This is a genomic window from Streptomyces sp. NPDC046860, from assembly GCF_040645115.1.
GTDB lineage: Bacteria > Actinomycetota > Actinomycetes > Streptomycetales > Streptomycetaceae > Streptomyces.
Genome location: NZ_JBEYXQ010000007.1, coordinates 44,542 through 62,379 on the forward strand (window position 1 = coordinate 44,542; position 17,838 = coordinate 62,379).

Annotated in this window: 18 protein-coding genes and 1 tRNA gene; 7 read left to right on the top strand and 12 right to left on the bottom strand. The window is 72.7% G+C overall.

What is annotated here, in order from left to right; genetic code table 11:
• The first annotated feature begins 180 nt into the window (after positions 1-180).
• On the top strand, positions 181-666 hold the full coding sequence (locus ABZ898_RS12455) for an Lrp/AsnC family transcriptional regulator (protein WP_361657041.1): 486 nt from the start codon (positions 181-183) through the stop codon (positions 664-666).
• Positions 667-714: 48 nt separating this feature from the next.
• On the opposite strand, the gene ABZ898_RS12460 is transcribed toward ABZ898_RS12455, so the two are convergent.
• Together ABZ898_RS12460 and ABZ898_RS12465 are read right to left on the bottom strand one after the other, a co-directional pair.
• Complete coding sequence (locus ABZ898_RS12460) at positions 715-1,302, bottom strand: TetR/AcrR family transcriptional regulator (protein ID WP_361656426.1); 588 nt, start codon at positions 1,300-1,302, stop codon at positions 715-717.
• Positions 1,299-2,813 (bottom strand): 3-hydroxyacyl-CoA dehydrogenase, encoded by a 1,515-nt coding sequence (locus tag ABZ898_RS12465; RefSeq protein WP_361656429.1) that lies wholly within the window; start codon positions 2,811-2,813, stop codon positions 1,299-1,301. The genes ABZ898_RS12460 and ABZ898_RS12465 overlap by 4 nt, the downstream gene beginning before the upstream one ends.
• 213 nt (positions 2,814-3,026) lie before the next feature.
• On the opposite strand from ABZ898_RS12465, the gene paaN reads away from it, so the two are divergent.
• Positions 3,027-4,718 carry a phenylacetic acid degradation protein PaaN gene (gene paaN / locus ABZ898_RS12470; protein WP_361656432.1) on the top strand — a complete coding sequence of 564 codons (1,692 nt, stop codon included), beginning with the start codon at positions 3,027-3,029 and terminating at the stop codon, positions 4,716-4,718.
• A gap of 11 nt (positions 4,719-4,729) precedes the next feature.
• Here the strand turns inward: paaN and ABZ898_RS12475 are convergent, their stop codons facing one another.
• Genes ABZ898_RS12475 through ABZ898_RS12485 form a run of 3 tightly spaced genes read right to left on the bottom strand, consistent with a single transcriptional unit; the run spans position 4,730 to position 7,490 of the window.
• On the bottom strand, positions 4,730-5,470 hold the full coding sequence (locus tag ABZ898_RS12475) for a TrmH family RNA methyltransferase (RefSeq protein WP_361656435.1): 741 nt from the start codon (positions 5,468-5,470) through the stop codon (positions 4,730-4,732).
• Positions 5,467-6,681: an HTTM domain-containing protein gene (locus ABZ898_RS12480; RefSeq protein ID WP_361656438.1), complete on the bottom strand. Its 1,215-nt coding sequence runs from the start codon at positions 6,679-6,681 to the stop codon at positions 5,467-5,469. Before ABZ898_RS12480 ends, ABZ898_RS12475 begins: the two co-directional genes overlap by 4 nt.
• Complete coding sequence (locus ABZ898_RS12485; protein ID WP_361656441.1) at positions 6,678-7,490, bottom strand: DUF5819 family protein; 813 nt, start codon at positions 7,488-7,490, stop codon at positions 6,678-6,680. Before ABZ898_RS12485 ends, ABZ898_RS12480 begins: the two co-directional genes overlap by 4 nt.
• A gap of 303 nt (positions 7,491-7,793) precedes the next feature.
• Here ABZ898_RS12485 and paaA point away from each other — a divergent pair, with 303 nt between their 5' ends.
• From paaA to paaE, 5 genes are read left to right on the top strand one after another with little or no spacing between them, the layout of a single operon-like run.
• On the top strand, positions 7,794-8,813 hold the full coding sequence (gene paaA, locus ABZ898_RS12490) for a 1,2-phenylacetyl-CoA epoxidase subunit PaaA (RefSeq protein WP_361656444.1): 1,020 nt from the start codon (positions 7,794-7,796) through the stop codon (positions 8,811-8,813).
• Entirely contained in the window at positions 8,810-9,097 is a 288-nt protein-coding gene (paaB, locus tag ABZ898_RS12495; protein WP_361656447.1) for a 1,2-phenylacetyl-CoA epoxidase subunit PaaB, read from the top strand. The genes paaA and paaB overlap by 4 nt, the downstream gene beginning before the upstream one ends.
• Positions 9,094-9,813 (top strand): 1,2-phenylacetyl-CoA epoxidase subunit PaaC, encoded by a 720-nt coding sequence (gene paaC, locus ABZ898_RS12500; protein WP_361656450.1) that lies wholly within the window; start codon positions 9,094-9,096, stop codon positions 9,811-9,813. Before paaB ends, paaC begins: the two co-directional genes overlap by 4 nt.
• The gene (gene paaD / locus ABZ898_RS12505; protein ID WP_361656453.1) at positions 9,807-10,355 is read left to right on the top strand and encodes a 1,2-phenylacetyl-CoA epoxidase subunit PaaD; all 549 of its coding nucleotides are present in this window, start codon (positions 9,807-9,809) and stop codon (positions 10,353-10,355) included. Before paaC ends, paaD begins: the two co-directional genes overlap by 7 nt.
• Complete coding sequence (paaE, locus tag ABZ898_RS12510; RefSeq protein ID WP_361656456.1) at positions 10,355-11,419, top strand: 1,2-phenylacetyl-CoA epoxidase subunit PaaE; 1,065 nt, start codon at positions 10,355-10,357, stop codon at positions 11,417-11,419. The genes paaD and paaE overlap by 1 nt, the downstream gene beginning before the upstream one ends.
• Before the next feature lie 10 nt (positions 11,420-11,429).
• Here the strand turns inward: paaE and ABZ898_RS12515 are convergent, their stop codons facing one another.
• From ABZ898_RS12515 to ABZ898_RS12545, 7 genes are all read right to left on the bottom strand, one after another.
• The gene (locus tag ABZ898_RS12515; protein WP_361656459.1) at positions 11,430-11,777 is read right to left on the bottom strand and encodes a rhodanese-like domain-containing protein; all 348 of its coding nucleotides are present in this window, start codon (positions 11,775-11,777) and stop codon (positions 11,430-11,432) included.
• A 40-nt stretch (positions 11,778-11,817) separates the two neighbouring features.
• Positions 11,818-12,639, bottom strand: coding sequence for a hypothetical protein (locus ABZ898_RS12520; protein ID WP_361656462.1), 822 nt, complete (start codon positions 12,637-12,639; stop codon positions 11,818-11,820).
• A gap of 95 nt (positions 12,640-12,734) precedes the next feature.
• A complete protein-coding gene (locus ABZ898_RS12525) occupies positions 12,735-13,229 on the bottom strand; it encodes a hypothetical protein (protein ID WP_361656465.1) in 495 nt (164 codons plus the stop codon).
• Between the two features lie 86 nt (positions 13,230-13,315).
• Positions 13,316-14,818 (bottom strand): DUF2252 domain-containing protein, encoded by a 1,503-nt coding sequence (locus ABZ898_RS12530; RefSeq protein ID WP_361656468.1) that lies wholly within the window; start codon positions 14,816-14,818, stop codon positions 13,316-13,318.
• 135 nt (positions 14,819-14,953) lie between these two features.
• Entirely contained in the window at positions 14,954-15,637 is a 684-nt protein-coding gene (locus tag ABZ898_RS12535; protein ID WP_361656471.1) for an ABC transporter ATP-binding protein, read from the bottom strand.
• A 50-nt stretch (positions 15,638-15,687) separates the two neighbouring features.
• On the bottom strand, positions 15,688-17,160 hold the full coding sequence (locus ABZ898_RS12540) for an ABC transporter permease (protein WP_361656474.1): 1,473 nt from the start codon (positions 17,158-17,160) through the stop codon (positions 15,688-15,690).
• A gap of 201 nt (positions 17,161-17,361) precedes the next feature.
• Positions 17,362-17,445: transfer RNA gene (locus ABZ898_RS12545), tRNA-Leu, on the bottom strand.
• Positions 17,446-17,838 lie beyond the last annotated feature (393 nt).

Below are 17,838 nucleotides of genomic sequence, written 5' to 3' on the forward strand. Positions count from 1 at the left end.
CCTCGTGGGAGCGGCTACGAGAGGCGGGTCGGATGCGACCCGCCTCACCTACCGATTGTTCGGTCGACGGCGCATTTTGGCTACTGGCCCCCTCAGGCTGTGGACAAACGGTTTTGCACAGCTTGGAATGAATGCAGGACGTCCACGGCGATGAAGCGGGGGGACATGACGCCTGAACAAATGGCCCAGGCACCGGAGCCGGGTGGCGCACTGCCCCCGCCCCGACCGCTGGACGCCATAGATCAGGACATCCTGAAGATCCTCCAGTCGGACGGCCGTGCCTCGATACGGTCGGTCGCCGAGCGCGTCCACGTCTCCCGCGCCAACGCCTACGCCCGGATCAACCGGCTGGTCGAGGACGGGGTGATCCGGGGCTTCGGCGCCCGCGTCGACCACGAGCGGGCCGGACACGGCACCTCGGCGTACATCACGCTGAACATCGTCCAGAACACCTGGCGCACGGTCCGCGAACACCTGCGCCGCCTGCCCGGCGCCTCGCACATGGCGCTGGTCGGCGGCGACTTCGACGTGCTGCTGCTGGTGCACACCCCGGACAACCGGGCGCTGCGCGAGCTGGTGCTCACCCGGCTCCAGTCCATCCCCGAGGTGCTCGGCACCCGCACGCTGCTGGTGTTCGAGGAGGAGGACCTGGAGCCGGACGCGTGACCTCTCCGCTCCGAGGAGCGGCTACGTCCTCTTCGCTCCGAGGAGCGGCTACTCCTCCCGAAGGCCCGCGAAGACCAGCCGCACCACCGCGTCGGCCACCTCGCGCCCGGCCGCCCCGCGCGTCTCGGGCCGGTACCACTCCACGATGGAGTTGATCATCCCGAAGACCAGCCGGGTCGCCAGCCGCACCTCCACGTCGCCGCGCACGTCCCCGTCGTCGGCGGCCGCGCTCAGCAGCTCGGCCACCCGGTGGTCGAAGTCCCGGCGCCGCTCCAGCGCCCACCGCTCCGCCTCGGTGTTGCCCCGCACGCGCAGCAGCAGCGTCACGTAGGGCAGCTCGGCTATGAGCACCTCGACCATGCGCCGCACGACGTGCTCCAGCCGGTCCACCGGGCGGCCCACGCGCGCGTGCTCCTCCTCCAGGATGGCGAACAGCCCGTCCAGCGCCCGGCTGACGGCGCGGCGCAGCAGTTCCTCCTTGCCGCTGACGTGGTGGTATATCGAGGACTTGGAGATGCCCGCGGCCCTGGAGAGGTGCTCCATGGAGGTGCCGTCGTAGCCGCGCTCGTTGAACACGCCCACGGCGACCGAGAGCAGGGTCTCGGGGGTGTAGGTGTCGCGCTTGGCCGTGGTCATGAGGTGCCCTCCCGCTTGTCGGTGGCGTAAGCGTGGCGGTAGAGCGCGAGGGACGGCGCGTACCGGCCGGAGGGGTCGCGCAGGTGCAGCTCCTCCAGCAGTTCGTAGGCCCAGCTCCGGCCGAGCGCGCGGCTCCACTCGAAGGGTCCGAGGGGGTAGTTGACGCCCAGGCGCATCGCGGTGTCGACGTCCTCCTCGGTGGCCACGCCCTTGGCGACGGCGTCGTGCGCGAGGTCGACGATCCGGGCCACCGTCCGCGCGACGATCATGCCGGGCACGTCGCCGACGACGCTGACGTCCTTGCCGAGCGCCTGGAAGAGGCCGATGGCCTCGGCGAGGGTGCGTGAGGGGGTCTCCCGGGAGGCGGAGAGCGCGATCCGGGTGGCGGCCCGGTAGTCGAGGGCGAGGTCGAAGAAGACGACGTCCCGGAACTCCACCGCGGTCTGGCCGTCGGCGAGGGCCAGCTGACCGCCGCTCGGCAGGACCAGGCGGGTGCCGTGGTCCTCTTCCTCCTCGTGGACGGTGATGCCCGCCTCGCGGATCAGCGGGAGCAGTCCGGCGGCCGGGCCGAGGTCACCCTCGACGGTGACATGGGCCGGCGGCTTCTCCTTCTCCGCGGTGTGCGGCTCGGGGCGCTCGGCCCCCTCCGCGTGGTCGAACCAGCCCTGTCCGCTCTTGCGGCCGAGCCGCCCCGACTCCACCAGGCGGCGCTGGGCGAGCGAGGGCGTGAAGCGGACGTCCTGGAAGAAGGAGTTCCACACCGAGTGGGTGACGGACTCGTTGACGTCCTGCCCGATGAGATCGGTCAGTTCGAAGGCGCCCATGCGGAAGCCCCCGCACTCGCGCAGCACCGCGTCGATCGTCGCGGGATCGGCGCCCTGGGCCTCCAGCACCGCGAACGCCTCGGCGTAGAACGGCCGGGCGATGCGGTTGACGATGAAACCGGGGGTGTCGGCGCAGGCCACCGGACTCTTGCCCCAGGCGCGGGCGGTCTCGAACGCGCGCGTTGCCGAGGTGACGTCGGTGGCGAACCCGGAGACGACCTCCACCAGCGGCAGCAGCGGGGCCGGGTTGAAGAAGTGCAGGCCCAGGAAGCGGCCGGGGGAGGCGAGCGCCCCGCCGACGGCGGTCACCGACAGGGAGGAGGTGTTGGTGGCGAGCAGACAGTCCTCGGAGACGACCCCCTCCAGCTCCCGGAACAGCTCCTGCTTGACGTCCAGCCGCTCCAGCACGGCTTCCACGACCAGCGCGCAGTCGGCCAGCTCGCCGAGGTGCCCGACGGGCGTGAGCCGGGCGCGCGCCGCGTCCCGCTCGTCCGCTCCGAGGCGGCCCTTGGCCACGAGCCGGTCGAGGCGGGCCCCGATGGCCTCGGCGGCCTCACGCGCCCGCCCCGGCACGGCGTCGTGGAGCAGCACGGGGTGGCCGGCGGCCAGCGCGACCTGGGCGATGCCCTGGCCCATGGTTCCGGTGCCGACCACGGCCACGGGGCTGCTGAGGTCGATAGCTGTCATGTGCGCGATCCTCCCGCACGACGTTGTCCACAGATGCGGCGGACCCCCTTGTCCCGACCGATCGTTCGGTTACTCTAGCTCCGACCGCCCGCAGCCCACCACCGTCCGGCGGAAGGCTCCGCAGATCCGGGCCGCCGCCACCCCTGCCGTCTCTCCCCACGCCCAGGTCACGAGCTCGACGACGAGTTCACGCAGACGAGGAGTTGGTCCAGGATGACCGCCCGACCGACCGCACACGAGCTGATCGCCAAGCACCGGCCCACGCTCGACCAGGCCCTGGAAGCGATCCGCACCCGCGCGTACTGGTCCCCGCACCCCGAGCACCCCAAGGCGTACGGCGAGCACGGCAGCCTGGACGCGGGCGCGGGCAAGGCCGCCTTCGACGCGCTCCTGGGCACCCGCCTCGACCTGGACCAGCCCGGCACGGACGACTGGGTGGGCGGCGAGGTCTCGCCGTACGGCGTCGAACTGGGCGTGAGCTACCCCCACGCCGACCTCGACGTGCTGCTGCCGGCGATGCGCGCCGGGCAGGCGGCCTGGCGGGACGCGGGCGCGGAGACCCGCGCGGCGGTCTGTCTGGAGATCCTCAAGCGGATCAGCGACCGGACGCACGAGTTCGCCCACGCGGTCATGCACACCAGCGGCCAGGCGTTCATGATGGCGTTCCAGGCGGGCGGCCCGCACGCCCAGGACCGCGGCCTGGAGGCCGTGGCGTACGCGTACGCGGAGCAGACCCGCACGCCCGGCACGGCGGAGTGGAGCAAGCCGCAGGGCAAGCGCGACCCGCTGACGCTGACCAAGAGCTTCACCCCGGTCCCGCGCGGCATCGCGCTGATGATCGGCTGCAACACCTTCCCGACCTGGAACGGTTACCCGGGCCTGTTCGCCTCCCTGGCGACCGGCAACGCCGTGCTGGTCAAGCCGCACCCGCGCGCGGTGCTGCCGCTGGCGCTCACCGTCCAGGTGGCCCGCGAGGTGCTGGCCGAGGCCGGCTTCGACAGCGACCTGGTCGCGCTGGCCGCCGAGCGGCCCGGGGAGGGCATCGCCAAGACCCTCGCCACCCGCCCCGAGATCCGGATCATCGACTACACCGGCTCCACCGCCTTCGGCGACTGGCTGGAGGCCAACGCCCGCCAGGCGCAGGTCTACACCGAGAAGGCCGGCGTCAACACGGTGATCGTGGAGTCCACCGGCGACTACCAGGGCATGCTGTCCAACCTGGCCTTCTCGCTGTCCCTGTACAGCGGCCAGATGTGCACCACCCCGCAGAACCTGCTGATCCCGCGCGAGGGCATCGGCACGGACGAGGGCCACAAGACCTTCGACGAGGTCACCCGCGACCTGGCCCGTGCCGTCGAGGGCCTGCTCGGCGACGACGCCCGCGCGAACGCCCTGCTGGGCGCCATCGTCAACCCGGACGTCAAGGCCCGGCTGGAGGCCGCCGCCGACCTCGGCGAGGTCGCCCTGGCCTCCCGCGAGATCACCAACCCGGACTTCCCCGACGCGGTGGTGCGCACCCCGGTCATCGTGAAGCTGGACGGCACCAAGCCGGACGCCGAGGCCGCCTACCTCAGCGAGTGCTTCGGCCCGGTGTCCTTCGCCGTGGCCGTCGACTCGGCCGCCGACGCGGTGGAGCTGCTGCGGCGCACGATCCGCGAGCAGGGCGCCATGACGGTCGGCGCCCACACCATCGACCCGGAGGTCGCGCGGGCGATCGAGGAGGTCTGCCTGGAGGAGCCCGCCCAGCTCTCCCTGAACCTGACCGGCGGGGTGTACGTCAACCAGACCGCAGCCTTCTCCGACTTCCACGGCTCCGGCGGCAACCCGGCGGCGAACGCGGCCCTCACCGACGGCGCGTACGTGGCCAACCGCTTCCGCGTGGTGGAGGTCCGCCGGGAGCGCTGAGCCCCTGCGGTTCAGGCGGCGCGCAGGCTCCAGTGGTACAGCGTCATGGCCACGCTGGTGGCCAGGTTGTAGCTGGAGACCTGCGGCCGCATGGGCAGCGCCAGCAGCCGGTCGGCGCGGGCGCGCAAGGGGGCCGAGAGCCCGCTGCGCTCCGAGCCGAACGCCAGCACCGCGTCGTCCGGCAGCTCGGTGCGCCGGATGTCGTCGCCCTCGGGATCGAGGGCGAACAGCGGCCCGTCAGGCAGCTCGTCGACCCCGAGCCGTTCCACGGCAGTGGCGAAGTGCAGCCCCGCCCCGCCGCGCACCACGGTGGAGTGCCAGGGGTCGAGGGTGCCCGTGGTGACGACCCCGGTCACCCCGAAACCGGCGGCCAGCCGGATCACCGCGCCCGCGTTGCCGAGGTTGCGCGGCTCGTCCAGCACCACCACGGGGGCGGTGCGGGGCGTACGGGCCAGCGTCCCGAGGTTGGCCTCGCGGGAGGGCCGTACGGCCAGCGCCGCCACCCCGGTCGGGTGCGGACGGGGCACGAGCGAGGCGTAGGCCGCCTGGGGCACCTCCGTCAGCAGCGCGTCCAGGGTGTCCCTGACGTCCCCGGCGAGCTCATGCGCCAGAGCGAGGGTGGCCGCCCGGTCGGTGGTGACCGCCACGGGCACCTCGGCCCCGAAGCGCAGCGCGTGCTTGAGAGCGTGGAAGCCGTCCAGCAGCACGGCGTCCCCGGCGCGCTCGCGCCAGCGGTTCAGGGGGTCGGTCATGCCGTGAACCCTACGCGGCTCCCGGAAGCCTCCTCGGGGGTGCGGGGAGGCGGCACCCGGCCGGCACCGCCGCGCCGTATGAGCCGGCCACGTGCGCGTGTGACCCAGCCGCCGAGGAGCAGCAGGAAGGCGGTGGGCAGGAAGACCGCGTCCGCCGCGATCATGGCCAGCGAGAAGAAGGGCAGCCCGAGGACGACGGCGATCACCGCGTGCTCGGTCATCATCAGCACCAGCAGGACGTTCTTCACCCGCCGGTTGAACAGGGTGAAGGGGAAGGCGACCTGCACCATGACCGTCCCGTAGGTCACGATCATCATCAGCACCCCGCTGGCGGACATCAGCCCGGCGAGAGCGGGCCAGGGGGAGAAGTAGTCCAGGTGGAGCGGGTAGTAGACGGCGGTGCCGTCCTGCCAGCGCGAGCCCTGGATCTTGTACCAGCCGGCCGTGGCGTAGATCAGGCACGCCTCCGCCATGATCACGGCAAGGGCGGCGTTGTGCGTCACGTTCGCCAGCACGTCGAGCAGCATCCGGGGCCGGGGTGACCGCGCCGGGCGGCCGGCAAACCACCACAGGCCGAGCCCGGCCCAGACCGTCCACAGCAGCGCGGGCACCAGCCAGCCGCCGCCGAGACGGCCGGTCAGCGCGGCCGTCACCAGCACCGCGCCGGACAGAGCCCACAGCACCGGCCCCACCCGGTCGGCGGGAACGCTCTCCCCGCGCGCGCGTGCCGCCTCCGCCCGCCCGGCGCGCCGCGCGTCCAGCGACCACACCTGGCCGCAGCGGGTGAAGACCAGGTAGAGGGACATCAGATGCAGCACGTTGTCGCCGCCGTCCCCCATGAACACGCTGCGGTTCTGCAGCGACAGCACCCCGACCATGAACAGCACGGACGCGGTACGGGTGCGCCAGCCGACCAGCAGCGCGGCACTGGCCAGGACGGCCAGGAGGTAGCAGAGCTCGAACCAGAGCCGCCCGTCGGACCACATCAGCACCGTGAAGGCCTGGTTGTCGTCGATCAGCTGGCGGGCCAGGTTCCAGCTCCAGGGGCCGGCCGGGCCGTACAGCTCCAGGCGGTTCGGGAACTCGCGCAGCAGGAACAGCAGCCAGGTCCCGGCGAACCCGATGCGGATCACGGCGCTCTGGTACGGGCCGAGGGCCGAGCCGGTGACGCGTTCGACACCCCGGGCGACGGTCTGGGACAGCCGGTTCATCGCGCACCCGCCTCGGTCTCGTCACCGGTCACCGTCCACCAGGGCAGCACACGGTAGACGGGGTTGGCCGACACCTTCTCGCGGCTCCACTCGGGCGGCGGAACGTTGACCGTACGGGAGCGCACCTGCACGCGCTGGAGGGTCCCGGCGCGGCCGGCCTCCCCGTCCCGCTCCAGGCGCAGCACCACGATCCGGCGCACGTACTGCTCGGAGAGCGCGCCGCGCACGCCCACGGGCCGGTTGTCCGTGCCGTGCGTGGCGCCGAGGAAGTCCCAGGCGCGGCGCAGCTCGTTCTGCTGGGTGTGGCTGGGCAGCAGATTGCCGTCGATGGCGGCGCCGTCCTGCGCGGACAGGTCGGTCCAGCCGGTCGTGCGCAGATCACCGTCCTCGGTCCGGACCTCGGCGCGCGCCTGCACGGCGACGTTCTGCTGCAGCGGGTTCGGCGCGAACAGCTTCCAGTTCTGTTCGAACTCCGGGTACACCCACGCCTGCACCGCCTCACCGTGCCGCTTGCTCACGGTGTTGGCGGGGGCGAGGCTCAGGAAGACCATGCCGAGGTGCACCGCGGCGACGGCCGCCACGGCCGCGAGCCCGGCCCCGGCCACGATCCGGTAGCGGGGCGGGAGGGCGGCCAGTCCGGCGGGCTGACCCGGTGACGCGGGGGTCGCGGAGGGCGCGGGCTCACCGGTCTCGGCGCCCCGTCTCTCCCCGGGCGGTGCGCCGGGGCCGTCGGCGGCCTCCGTGCGACGCGCCCCGGCCGGCCCGTCCGGCCCGCGCGGCGCCTTCGAGTCCTCGTCGTACGCGTCCATCCCGCCCCGTCCCCCGCTCCGTCGTCGACGCGCCCGTCACGGGCGCCCCCTGGTCCTCGGACGCCTCCGCTTCCGCTCGGCATCCGCACGGAACGGTACTCAGCCCCACCCGCCCCGCGCAGCCCAGGGCCCGGCCCGTACCGCCCGGGAGCGCGCCCGGGACGGCGAGGTTCTCCACAGGCGCCCCACGGCGTTGTCCACAGCGGTTGACACCCGACGACGCCCCGGCACACCATTGACACGCACGAACCGAACGATCGGTCGGGACGTGTCTCCGGCAGAGTCCTAGGTCAGGGGGACCGCATGGCCACAGCAGCCGCGCCTCGCACGGACCGCTCACCCGCGGGCGGCGCACCCGGCGCCACCGCGGACACGGCGGCGCACCAGCACGCCTTCGACGCGGCGGTGGCCGCCGAGGAGCGCATCGAGCCACGCGACTGGATGCCGGACGCCTACCGCGCCACCCTCGTCCGCCAGATCGCGCAGCATGCCCACTCCGAGATCATCGGCATGCAGCCGGAGGCGAACTGGATCACCCGCGCCCCCAGCCTGCGCCGCAAGGCCATCCTGATGGCCAAGGTCCAGGACGAGGCAGGCCACGGCCTCTACCTCTACAGCGCCGCCGAGACCCTCGGCGCCAGCCGGGAGGAACTGCTCGACAAGCTGCACAGCGGCCGCCAGAAGTACTCCTCGATCTTCAACTACCCGACCCTGACCTGGGCCGACGTGGGCGCGATCGGCTGGCTGGTGGACGGCGCCGCGATCACCAACCAGGTCCCCCTGTGCCGCTGCTCCTACGGCCCCTACGCCCGCGCGATGGTCCGCATCTGCAAGGAGGAGTCCTTCCACCAGCGCCAGGGGTACGAACTCCTCCTCGCCCTCAGCAAGGGCACCCCGGAGCAGCACGCCATGGCGCAGGACGCGGTCGACCGCTGGTGGTGGCCCTCGCTGATGATGTTCGGCCCGCCCGACGACGCCTCCCAGCACTCGGCCCAGTCCATGGAGTGGAAGATCAAGCGCCACTCCAACGACGAACTGCGCCAGCGCTTCGTCGACATCGCCGTCCCCCAGGCCGAGTCCCTCGGCCTCACCCTCCCCGACCCCGACCTGCGGTGGAACGAGGAACGCGGGCACCACGACTTCGGCGCCATCGACTGGACCGAGTTCCACGAGGTCCTCAAGGGCAACGGCCCCTGCAACGAACAGCGCATCACCCAGCGCCGCCGCGCACACGACGAGGGCGCCTGGGTCAGGGAAGCGGCCGCCGCACACGCGGCCAAGCACGCCGGGAGCACCGGCCGGACAGGAGCGACGCGCGCATGACCCACACCGACTGGCCCCTGTGGGAGGTCTTCGTCCGCTCCCGCCGCGGCCTCTCCCACACCCACGCCGGCAGCCTGCACGCCCCCGACGCCGAGCTGGCCCTGCGCAACGCCCGCGACCTCTACACCCGGCGCGGCGAGGGCGTCTCCATCTGGGTCGTCCCGGCCGGCGCCATCACCGCCTCCTCGCCCGACGAGAAGGACCCCTTCTTCGAGCCGTCCGCCGACAAGCCCTACCGGCACCCGACCTTCTACGAGATCCCGGACGGGGTGAAGCACCTGTGACCGCCACCGTCCCCGCCACCGCCGCGCTCGCCCTCGGCGACGACGCCCTGGTGCTCTCCCACCGTCTCGGCGAGTGGGCCGGGCACGCCCCCGTCCTGGAGGAGGAGGTCGCCCTGGCCAACATCGCGCTCGACCTCCTCGGCCAGGCCCGCGTGCTGCTGTCCATGACCGGCGACGAGGACGAACTCGCCTACCTCCGCGAGGAACGCGCCTTCACCAACCTCCAGTTGGTGGAGCAGCCGAACGGCGACTTCGCCCACACCATCGCCCGGCAGCTGTACTTCTCCACCTACCAGCACCTCCTGTACACCGAACTCGCCTCACGGGAAGGCCCGTTCCAGCCGCTGGCCGCCAAGGCGGTCAAGGAGGTCGCCTACCACCGCGACCACGCCGAGCAGTGGACCGCGCGCCTGGGCGACGGAACCGATCACAGCCGCGACCGGATGAGCCGGGCCTGCGACGCGCTGTGGCGCTTCACCGGCGAGATGTTCCAGCCGGTACCCGGTATGGACGCGGACTGGGCCTTGCTGGAGGCGAGTTGGCTCCGGTCCGTGACCGATGTGCTCGGCCGGGCCACCCTGACCGTGCCCGAGGGCCCCCGCACGGGCGCCTGGGCGGCGGGCGCGGGCCGGCAGGGACTGCACACCGAGTCGTTCGGGCGGATGCTCGCCGAGATGCAGCACCTGCACCGCAGCCACCCGGGGGCGTCATGGTGACCGCCACCGCCCTGGAGACGGAGCTGCTGGAGCTGGCCGGCTCGGTGCCCGACCCCGAACTGCCCGTGCTCACCCTGCGCGAGCTGGGCGTGGTGCGCGCCGTCCACCTCACCGGCACCGACGCGGTCGAGGTGGACCTCACCCCGACCTACACCGGCTGCCCGGCCGTCGAGACGATGAGCGCGGACATCGAACGGGTCCTGCGCGCCCACGGCATGCACGAGGTCACCGTCCGCACGGTCCTCGCGCCCGCCTGGTCCACGGACGACATCACCCCCGAGGGCCGCCGCAAACTCCGGCAGTCCGGCATCGCCCCGCCCCGCGCCCTGCACGCCGAGGGACCGGTCGCCCTCACCCTCGGCCCGACCCGCACCGGGCACGAAGGCGACCAGGCGCCCGGACCGGAACCGGAGGCGATCCGCTGCCCGCACTGCGACTCCGCCGACACCGAGCTGCTGAGCCGCTTCTCCTCCACCGCCTGCAAGGCACTGCGCCGGTGCCTGGTCTGCCGTGAACCCTTCGACCACTTCAAGGAGTTGTGATGGCACGCTTCCACCGGCTCCGGGTGGCCGAGACCGACCGGCTGACCGACGACTCGGTCGCCGTCACCTTCGCCGTGCCGGCCGAACTACGCGAGGAGTACCGGCACAAGCCGGGACAGCACCTCACCCTGCGCCGCCACGTGGACGGCGGGGACATCCGCCGCACGTACTCGATCTGCTCCCCTGCGCCCGACCCCGCCGGACCCGGCCCGGACACGCTGCGGGTGGGGGTGCGGCTGGTCGACGGCGGCGCCTTCTCGACCTACGCCTTCAAGGAGATCGCCGCCGGGGACGAGCTGGAGGTGATGACCCCGGCCGGGCGCTTCACCCTGGACCCGGCGCCGGGGCACTACGCGGCCGTGGTGGGCGGCAGCGGCATCACCCCGGTGCTGTCCATCGCCGCCACGCTGCTGGCCCGCGAGCCCGACGCCCGCTTCTGCCTGATCCGCGCCGACCGTACGGCCGCCTCGACCATGTTCCTGGAGGAGGTGGCCGACCTGAAGGACCGTCACCCGGAGCGTTTCCAGCTGGTGACGGTGCTCTCCCGCGAGGAACAGCAGGCCGGCCTGCCCTCCGGCCGCCTGGACCGGGACCGGCTCACCGCCCTGCTGCCCGCGCTGCTTCCGGTTGAGGCGGTGAAGGGCTGGTTCCTGTGCGGCCCGTACGGCCTGGTGGAGGACGCCGAACGGGCCCTGCGCGGACTCGGCGTGGACCGTACCGGCATCCATCAGGAGATCTTCCACGTGGACGGCGGCACCGCCCCGGCCACCACCGTCCCGGCACCCGCGCACAGCACGGTCACCGCCCGCCTCGACGGCCGCGGCGGCAGCTGGCCGGCCCAGCAGGGCGAGTCCCTCCTGGACACCGTCCTGCGCAACCGGCCCGACGCCCCCTACGCCTGCAAGGGCGGCGTCTGCGGCACCTGCCGCGCCTTCCTGGTCACCGGCGAGGTCCGCATGGACCGCAACTTCGCCCTCGAACCCGAGGAGACCGAAGCGGGCTACGTCCTGGCCTGCCAGTCCCACCCCATGACGGAGAAGGTGGAGGTGGACTTCGACCGGTGAGCGAGGGTGCCTAGATCACGACCCCGGCCTGGCCCGCGTCCGTGACGACGGGGCGGCCCGCGGCCTCCCAGTACTTCATGCCGCCGTCGACGTTCACCGCGTCGATGCCCTGCTGGACGAGGTACATCGTGACCTGGGCCGAGCGGCCGCCGGAGCGGCAGATGACGTTGACCCGGCCGTCCTGCGGGGCGGCCTCGGTCAGCTCGCCGTACCGGGCGACGAAGTCGCTGATCGGGATGTGCAGCGCTCCCTCGGCGTGACCGGCCCGCCACTCGTCGTCCTCGCGGACGTCCAGCAGGAAATCGCCGTCCTTGAGGTCCGTGACCTCGACCGTGGGCACACCAGCTCCGAAACTCATGCCCCCGACGCTACCCGAAGCGCCCGGCCCGACGCCGGTCTCACTCCTGCGTCAGCAGGGCCGCGAGATCGGCCTCACGTCGCGCGATGTCACCGTGCAGCCGTTCGGCGATCTCGGTGAGCAGACTGTCGGGGTCGTCCGGGGCCAGGCGGAGCATGCCGGCGATGGCGCCGTTCTCCAGCTCCCGGGCGACCAGGGTGAGCAGCTCCTTGCGCTGGGCCAGCCACTCCAGGCGGGCGTACAGCTCGTCGCTGGGGCTGGGCTGCCGCTCGGGCGGCACCGGGCCGGCGGCCCACTCCGCGGCGAGTTCCCTGAGCAGGGCCTCGTCGCCGCGGGCGTAGGCGGCGTTGACGCGGGTGATGAACTCCTCGCGGCGGGTGCGCTCGGCGTTCTCCTGGGCGAGGTCGGGGTGGGCCTTGCGGGCGAGGTCGCGGTAGAGCTTGCGCACCTCCTCGCTGGGGCGCACGCGCTCCGGGGGCCGCACGGGCTGGTCGGTGAGCATCGCGGTGGCCTCGGGGAACAGGCCCTGGCCGTCCATCCAGCCGTGCAGGAGTTCCTCGACCCCGGGGATGGGCGAGAGGTTGGCACGCGCCTCGGCGGCACGGCGGATGTCCTCAGGGTCCTGGGTGCGGGCGGCCCGCGCCTCGGCGATCGAGGCGTCCAGCTCCTCGATGCGGGCGTAGAGGGGACCGAGCCGCTGTTCGTGGAGCCGGGCGAAGTTCTCGACCTCGACGCGGAAGGTCTCCACGGCGATCTCGAAGTCGATCAGGGCCTGCTCTGCGACGCGGACGGCCTTCTCCAGCCGCTCTTCGGGCCGCGGTGCCTGGGACTGCTCGCTCTGCTCAGCTTCCGGGGTCGTCACCCGACCAGCCTAGGCCACGGCCACAACCCCCGGTCCCGTCCGAACGGCGCGACGCCGCCACGCGATTCGCTCATCCTTCGTAGGCCCCTTCCTCCCTAGGCCCCTTCCTCCACCCCCGCGCCGAAGCCCGTGTCCGGGCAGGCGGCCGGTACCCACTGGGCCACCAGGTCCTGGCAGGCCACCACCAGCCGGCCGGGACGGCAGGCCACCTCGTGGGTGCAGCCGCCGGGCTGCGGCAGGATCTCGTCGAGGATCACATCGCCCAGCGAGGCCGGGTCGCACACGTCCAGCACGTCCGACTGGAAGCGGGAGACGCCGGTGTAGCGGACCAGCAGGTCCTCCTCGTGGCGGAAGCAGTTGTGCCGGAAGCGGATCTCGACGTCGCCGTCGGCCGTGCGGCTCACCCGGGCGGGCAGCAGGTCGCGGACGCAGCGCTTGGCCTCGGGGTCGTAGTGCGCCGGGTCGGTGGCGAAGGCGCGGGCGCCGGGCGGGAGTCCGGCGGCGATGCCCGGCAGCCGGGCGAGATAGGGGCGGGGATCGGCGAGCACCGGCTCCTCGCCGCCTCCGCCGCGCAGCTCGACGTACTTCATCTCGGCACCCCGGCAAGCGGCTTCAGGACGACGGCCACCGCCCCCGGCGTCGGGATCGGATTCGGCATCGGCATCGGCATCGGCGGTCACACTCCCGTCTCGGCCGCGATCCGCCCCGAGCGGACCGCCGCGGCCAGCCGGGCGTGGTCGGCCTCGGTGCGGTCGGCGTAGGCGGTGGCGAAGTCGGCCACGGCGTCGTCCAGTTCCTCGTTCTTCCCGCAGTAACCGGCGATGAGACGGGGGTCGGCGCTGTGGGAGTGGGCCCGCGCCAGCAGGGCGCCGGTCATCCGGCCGTAGTCGTCGACCTGGTCGGCGGCGAGGGCCGCGGGGTCGACGCTGCCCTTGCGGTTGCGGAACTGGCGTACCTGGAAGGGAAGTCCGCCGACCGTGGTCCAGCCCAGCAGTATGTCGCTGACGACCTGCATCCGCTTCTGCCCGAGCACCACCCGCCGCCCCTCGTGTCCGGCCGCCGGGACCGGGAAGCCCGCCGTGGCCAGGTGCGGGGCGAGCGCGGAGGGCCGGGCCTCCTTCACCTGCAGGACGAGCGGCTCCCCGCGATGGTCCAGGAGCAGCACGACGTAGGAACGGGTGCCGACGCTGCCGGTGCCGACGACACGGAAGGCGACGTCCTGCACCGCGTACCGGGAGAGCAGCGGGAGCCGGTCCGGGCCGAGCGTCGACAGATACGGCTCCAGCGAGCCGGCGACGGCGGCCGCCTCGGCGTCCGGGACGCGGCGCAGCACCGGCGGGGCGTCGACGAAGCGGCGGCCGCCGTCCTCGGTCTCCTCCGTCGATCTGGCGGCGAAGCGCCCGCTGGTGTTGGCCCGCGCCTTCGCCGCCACCCGCTCCAGGGTGCCGAGCAGGTCATGGGCGTCGGCGTGGGAGACGAGTTCCTCGTCCGCGATGGCGTTCCAGGCGTCCAGCGCGGGCAGCCCGGCGAGCAGCCGCATGGTGCGCCGGTAGGCGCCCACGGCGTCCCGCGCCGCGGCACGGCAGGTGTCCTCGTCGGCCCCGGCCTGGCGGCCGGCCAGCACCAGGGAGGCGGCGAGCCGCTTCAGATCCCACTCCCAGGGACCGTGCACCGTCTCGTCGAAGTCGTTCAGGTCGATGACCAGACCGCCGCGCGCGTCTCCGTAGAGACCGAAGTTGGCCGCGTGGGCGTCGCCGCAGAGCTGGGTGCCGATACCGGTCGCCGGGGTGCGGGCCAGGTCGTGGGCCATGAGGCCCGCCGAGCCGCGCAGGAAGGCGAAGGGCGACGCGGCCATGCGGCCCACCCGGATCGGGGTCAGCTCGGGGATGCGCCCGGCGTTGGACTCCTCGACCGCGGCGACCGCGTCCGGACGATCGCCGTCCGCCACGAGGTCCCGGTGACGGGCGCGGGGCACGTCGGCCCGCAGCGCCTTGCCCCGGCGCTTGGCGGAGCCGTCCGGCGGCCACTGCGCGAACCCGCGCAGCCGTGGCACCCGGCTCTCCCGCACCGCGTCAGTCGGCTCCGCTCCGGCTCCGGCCACCACGACCGCCTCCCCCGCACCCTGACAGCCCACGCCCCGCACGAGCGTCTCGAACATCAACTCGTGCAGAAGGTACATGCGGTGGCCGAAACGTGTCAGACCCTGTGGACAACTCGCCGGATGCGGACATCCGCCGCTTCTCCCGCACCAGCACCCTCGGACCGGGCCTCGGGGCACCGCACGCCCCGTCATGGCACGCGCCCGCGCGGCCTCCTACGCGACCGCGCGCTCGGTGACCGTGATCCGGCCCTTGCGGATGGTCGCCAGCCGCGGGGCCTTCCTGGCGATCGCGGAGTCGTGGGTCACCATGACGAAGGTCAGCCCGTGCTCCTTCCACATCCGTTCCAGCACCTCCATGATCTCGTCGCGCATGCCCTCGTCGAGATTGCCGGTGGGCTCGTCGGCGAGCAGCACCCTGGGCTGCTTGACCAGGGCGCGGGCGATGGCGACGCGCTGCTGCTGGCCCCCGGACATCTCGGACGGCAGGTGGGCGAGCCGTTCACCGAGGCCCACCGAGGCGAGCGCCTCGGCGGCCCGCGCACGGCGCTCCCGCGCCTTCACCCCGAGCGGCACCAGGGCGGTCTCCACGTTCTCCTGCGCGGTGAGCGTGGGTATGAGGTTGAAGGACTGGAAGACGAAGCCGATGGTCTCGCTGCGGACCTTGGTCAGCCGCGCTTCGGACAGCCCGGCCAGGTCCGTGCCGTCCAGCACGACCTCGCCGGAGTCCGGACGGTCCAGGCCGCCGAGCATCTGGAGCAGCGTGGACTTGCCTCCGCCGGTGGGCCCCTGGATGACCAGGCGGTCGCCTTCGCCGATGGTGAGGTCGACGCCGTCGAGGGCGTGGACGGTGTCCTTGCCGCGGGTGTAGGTCTTGGCGACGTTTCTCAAGTGGTACATGGTGGCTCCTGTGGTCTCGGGTCGGGCATGCGCGTACGGTGCGGCGGCCGCTACTCCACGCGGCGCAGCGCGTCCGCCGGACGGAGCCGGGAGGCCCGCCAGCCGCCGAAGGCCCCCGCGATCAGGCCGCCGGCCACCGCCAGGCCCACCGCGAGCAGGATCGTCGTCACGCCGACCGGCGCCGTGAGGGCGACCTCCATGGACTTGGCGGCCTGCCGCCCCGGTCCGCCGAGGCCGCCGCCACCGCCGAAGCCGCCCCGCATCCCCCCGGCGCCACCGCTGGCACCACCGCCGGCACCGCTGAGCTGCGCCTGCAGGCTCGGGCTGACCGCGGTGACGGCGTAGGCGCCCGCCAGGCCGAGCGCGATGCCCAGCGCACCGCCGACCAGGCCGTTGACGACGGCCTCGCCGACGACCTGCCCGGTCACCCGGCGCGACTTCCAGCCCAGCGCCTTGAGCGTGCCGAACTCGCGCACCCGTCGGGAGACGGCGGAGGAGGTGAGCAGCCCGGCGACCAGGAAGGCCGCGATCAGCACCGCGGCGGACAGCCACCTGCCGACGCTGGACGCGAGAGTGGAGGCGGTGGACAGCGAGCCGGAGACCGTGTCGGCGAGGTCGGCCGAGGTGGTCACCGTCGTGCCGGAGACGTTCTTCCGGATGGTGCCCTTGACGGCGGCGATCTGCTGCGAGTCGGTCGCCTTGACGTAGATCGTGGTGACCTTGTCCTTCTCGCCCGCCAGGGTCTGTGCCTGCTTGAGCGGCATGTAGAGGTTGGCGGCCGAGTCACCGCTGCTGGCGGTGGCGATGCCGATCACCTCGTACGTGACGCCCTTGACGGTGATCTCGCTGCCGACCTTGTACTTCTTCGTCTTCGCGTACGCCGCGTCGGCGACGACGACCTTGGCGTCGGTCTCGGTCGCCTTGAAGCCGCGGCCGCTGGTGATCTTCGAGGAGGTCAGGGGTCCGAGGGCCGTTTTGGTGACATCGGTGCCGTAGACCGTGTACTGGTTGATGTCGAAGTCGGCGCCTCCGCCGCGCACCTCGCCCGAGGGCGCTCCGCCGCCCTGGCCCGGGCCGCCCCGGCCGCCGCCGGAGTTCTGCTCGAACTTGCCCCGGGTGAACTCACCGTTGACCTTCACCACGTTGAGGCTCAGACCGCCGGCGGCGTCGGAGACGCCCTGCTGCGAGGCGACCTTGCCGACCGTGGTGGCGGCGAGGGTGCTGAAGCCCTGCACCATCACGCGGTCGCTGCTCTGCGACGCGGAGCCGCCGTCGTCCTGTGCGTCGAACCGGAAGCGCGGCCGCTGCGCGTCCCCGGTGGAGGCGGACGCCGCCTTGGTGACGGTCATGTCGGTACCGAGGCCGTAGAGCGACTGGAGGACCTTGTCCTGGGCCCTGCCCATGCCGTTGGACACGGAGTTGACCACGATGACCAGGGCGATGCCCAGCGCGAGCCCGGAGGCGACGACGAGGGCCGCTTTTCTGCGGCGGCGCAGCTCGCGCCTCAGGTAGGTGAAGAACATGTCGGCACGTTAGGAACGGTCCGTGAGGGCGCCATAAGGCCGCGCTGAGAGATCCGTGAGAAGCCCGACACTCCGCGTGCCGGCCAACTGCCCCGCGATCAAGGGGCCCTGAGACCTTCCTCACAAACGCCCGCACGCGAGGACCTGGCCGGAAACGCCGAAGTGGGCGGCATCTTGACGATGCCGCCCACTTGGCTACTGTGCGCGAGGGGGGAGTTGAACCCCCACGCCCTTTCGGGCACTGGAACCTGAATCCAGCGCGTCTGCCTATTCCGCCACCCGCGCATTGGGTGTGTCTTCCGGTTCGGCCCTTGCGGGCTGGCCCCTTCCGACATGCAGAACATTAGCACGGCCCACGGGGTGGAATCACATCCCTTCTCCAGGCCCCCCACCTGGCCATCTGTCCCGCCCGGCCGGTGAACCCGCACCGCACGCGGGCCCTGTCGGCCCCGCTCGCAACCTCCGCCACGGAGACAAAGCTGTTCAGGTATCAACCTCGTACCGGTCCCGGCCATCTCGTCCACAGGGGGACCGGGCTCCCCGCCGGGTGCGGGACACTGGAGCAGGGCCACCTCTACGATCCTCCTCCGAAGGAGTTCGAAGGGGGCCCGCTGGGGGAACCGGCTGATTGCCGGGCGCGTAGATACGATCAGTGAGCAGTACCGGCGAGGCTGCCGC

Excerpts from the sequence above, each read along its gene's own strand:
- ABZ898_RS12475 (WP_361656435.1), bottom strand. The coding sequence starts at position 5,470 with ATGACCGACCCCCTGAACCGCTGGCGCGAGCGCGCCGGGGACGCCGTG.
- paaN (WP_361656432.1), top strand. The coding sequence starts at position 3,027 with ATGACCGCCCGACCGACCGCACACGAGCTGATCGCCAAGCACCGGCCC.
- ABZ898_RS12530 (WP_361656468.1), bottom strand. The coding sequence starts at position 14,818 with ATGTACCTTCTGCACGAGTTGATGTTCGAGACGCTCGTGCGGGGCGTG.
- paaD (WP_361656453.1), top strand. The coding sequence starts at position 9,807 with ATGGTGACCGCCACCGCCCTGGAGACGGAGCTGCTGGAGCTGGCCGGC.
- ABZ898_RS12455 (WP_361657041.1), top strand. The coding sequence starts at position 181 with ATGGCCCAGGCACCGGAGCCGGGTGGCGCACTGCCCCCGCCCCGACCG.
- ABZ898_RS12515 (WP_361656459.1), bottom strand. The coding sequence starts at position 11,777 with ATGAGTTTCGGAGCTGGTGTGCCCACGGTCGAGGTCACGGACCTCAAG.
- paaA (WP_361656444.1), top strand. The coding sequence starts at position 7,794 with ATGGCCACAGCAGCCGCGCCTCGCACGGACCGCTCACCCGCGGGCGGC.
- ABZ898_RS12485 (WP_361656441.1), bottom strand. The coding sequence starts at position 7,490 with ATGGACGCGTACGACGAGGACTCGAAGGCGCCGCGCGGGCCGGACGGG.
- paaE (WP_361656456.1), top strand. The coding sequence starts at position 10,355 with ATGGCACGCTTCCACCGGCTCCGGGTGGCCGAGACCGACCGGCTGACC.
- ABZ898_RS12525 (WP_361656465.1), bottom strand. The coding sequence starts at position 13,229 with ATGAAGTACGTCGAGCTGCGCGGCGGAGGCGGCGAGGAGCCGGTGCTC.
- ABZ898_RS12480 (WP_361656438.1), bottom strand. The coding sequence starts at position 6,681 with ATGAACCGGCTGTCCCAGACCGTCGCCCGGGGTGTCGAACGCGTCACC.
- ABZ898_RS12540 (WP_361656474.1), bottom strand. The coding sequence starts at position 17,160 with ATGTTCTTCACCTACCTGAGGCGCGAGCTGCGCCGCCGCAGAAAAGCG.
- ABZ898_RS12465 (WP_361656429.1), bottom strand. The coding sequence starts at position 2,813 with ATGACAGCTATCGACCTCAGCAGCCCCGTGGCCGTGGTCGGCACCGGA.
- paaB (WP_361656447.1), top strand. The coding sequence starts at position 8,810 with ATGACCCACACCGACTGGCCCCTGTGGGAGGTCTTCGTCCGCTCCCGC.
- ABZ898_RS12535 (WP_361656471.1), bottom strand. The coding sequence starts at position 15,637 with ATGTACCACTTGAGAAACGTCGCCAAGACCTACACCCGCGGCAAGGAC.
- ABZ898_RS12460 (WP_361656426.1), bottom strand. The coding sequence starts at position 1,302 with ATGACCACGGCCAAGCGCGACACCTACACCCCCGAGACCCTGCTCTCG.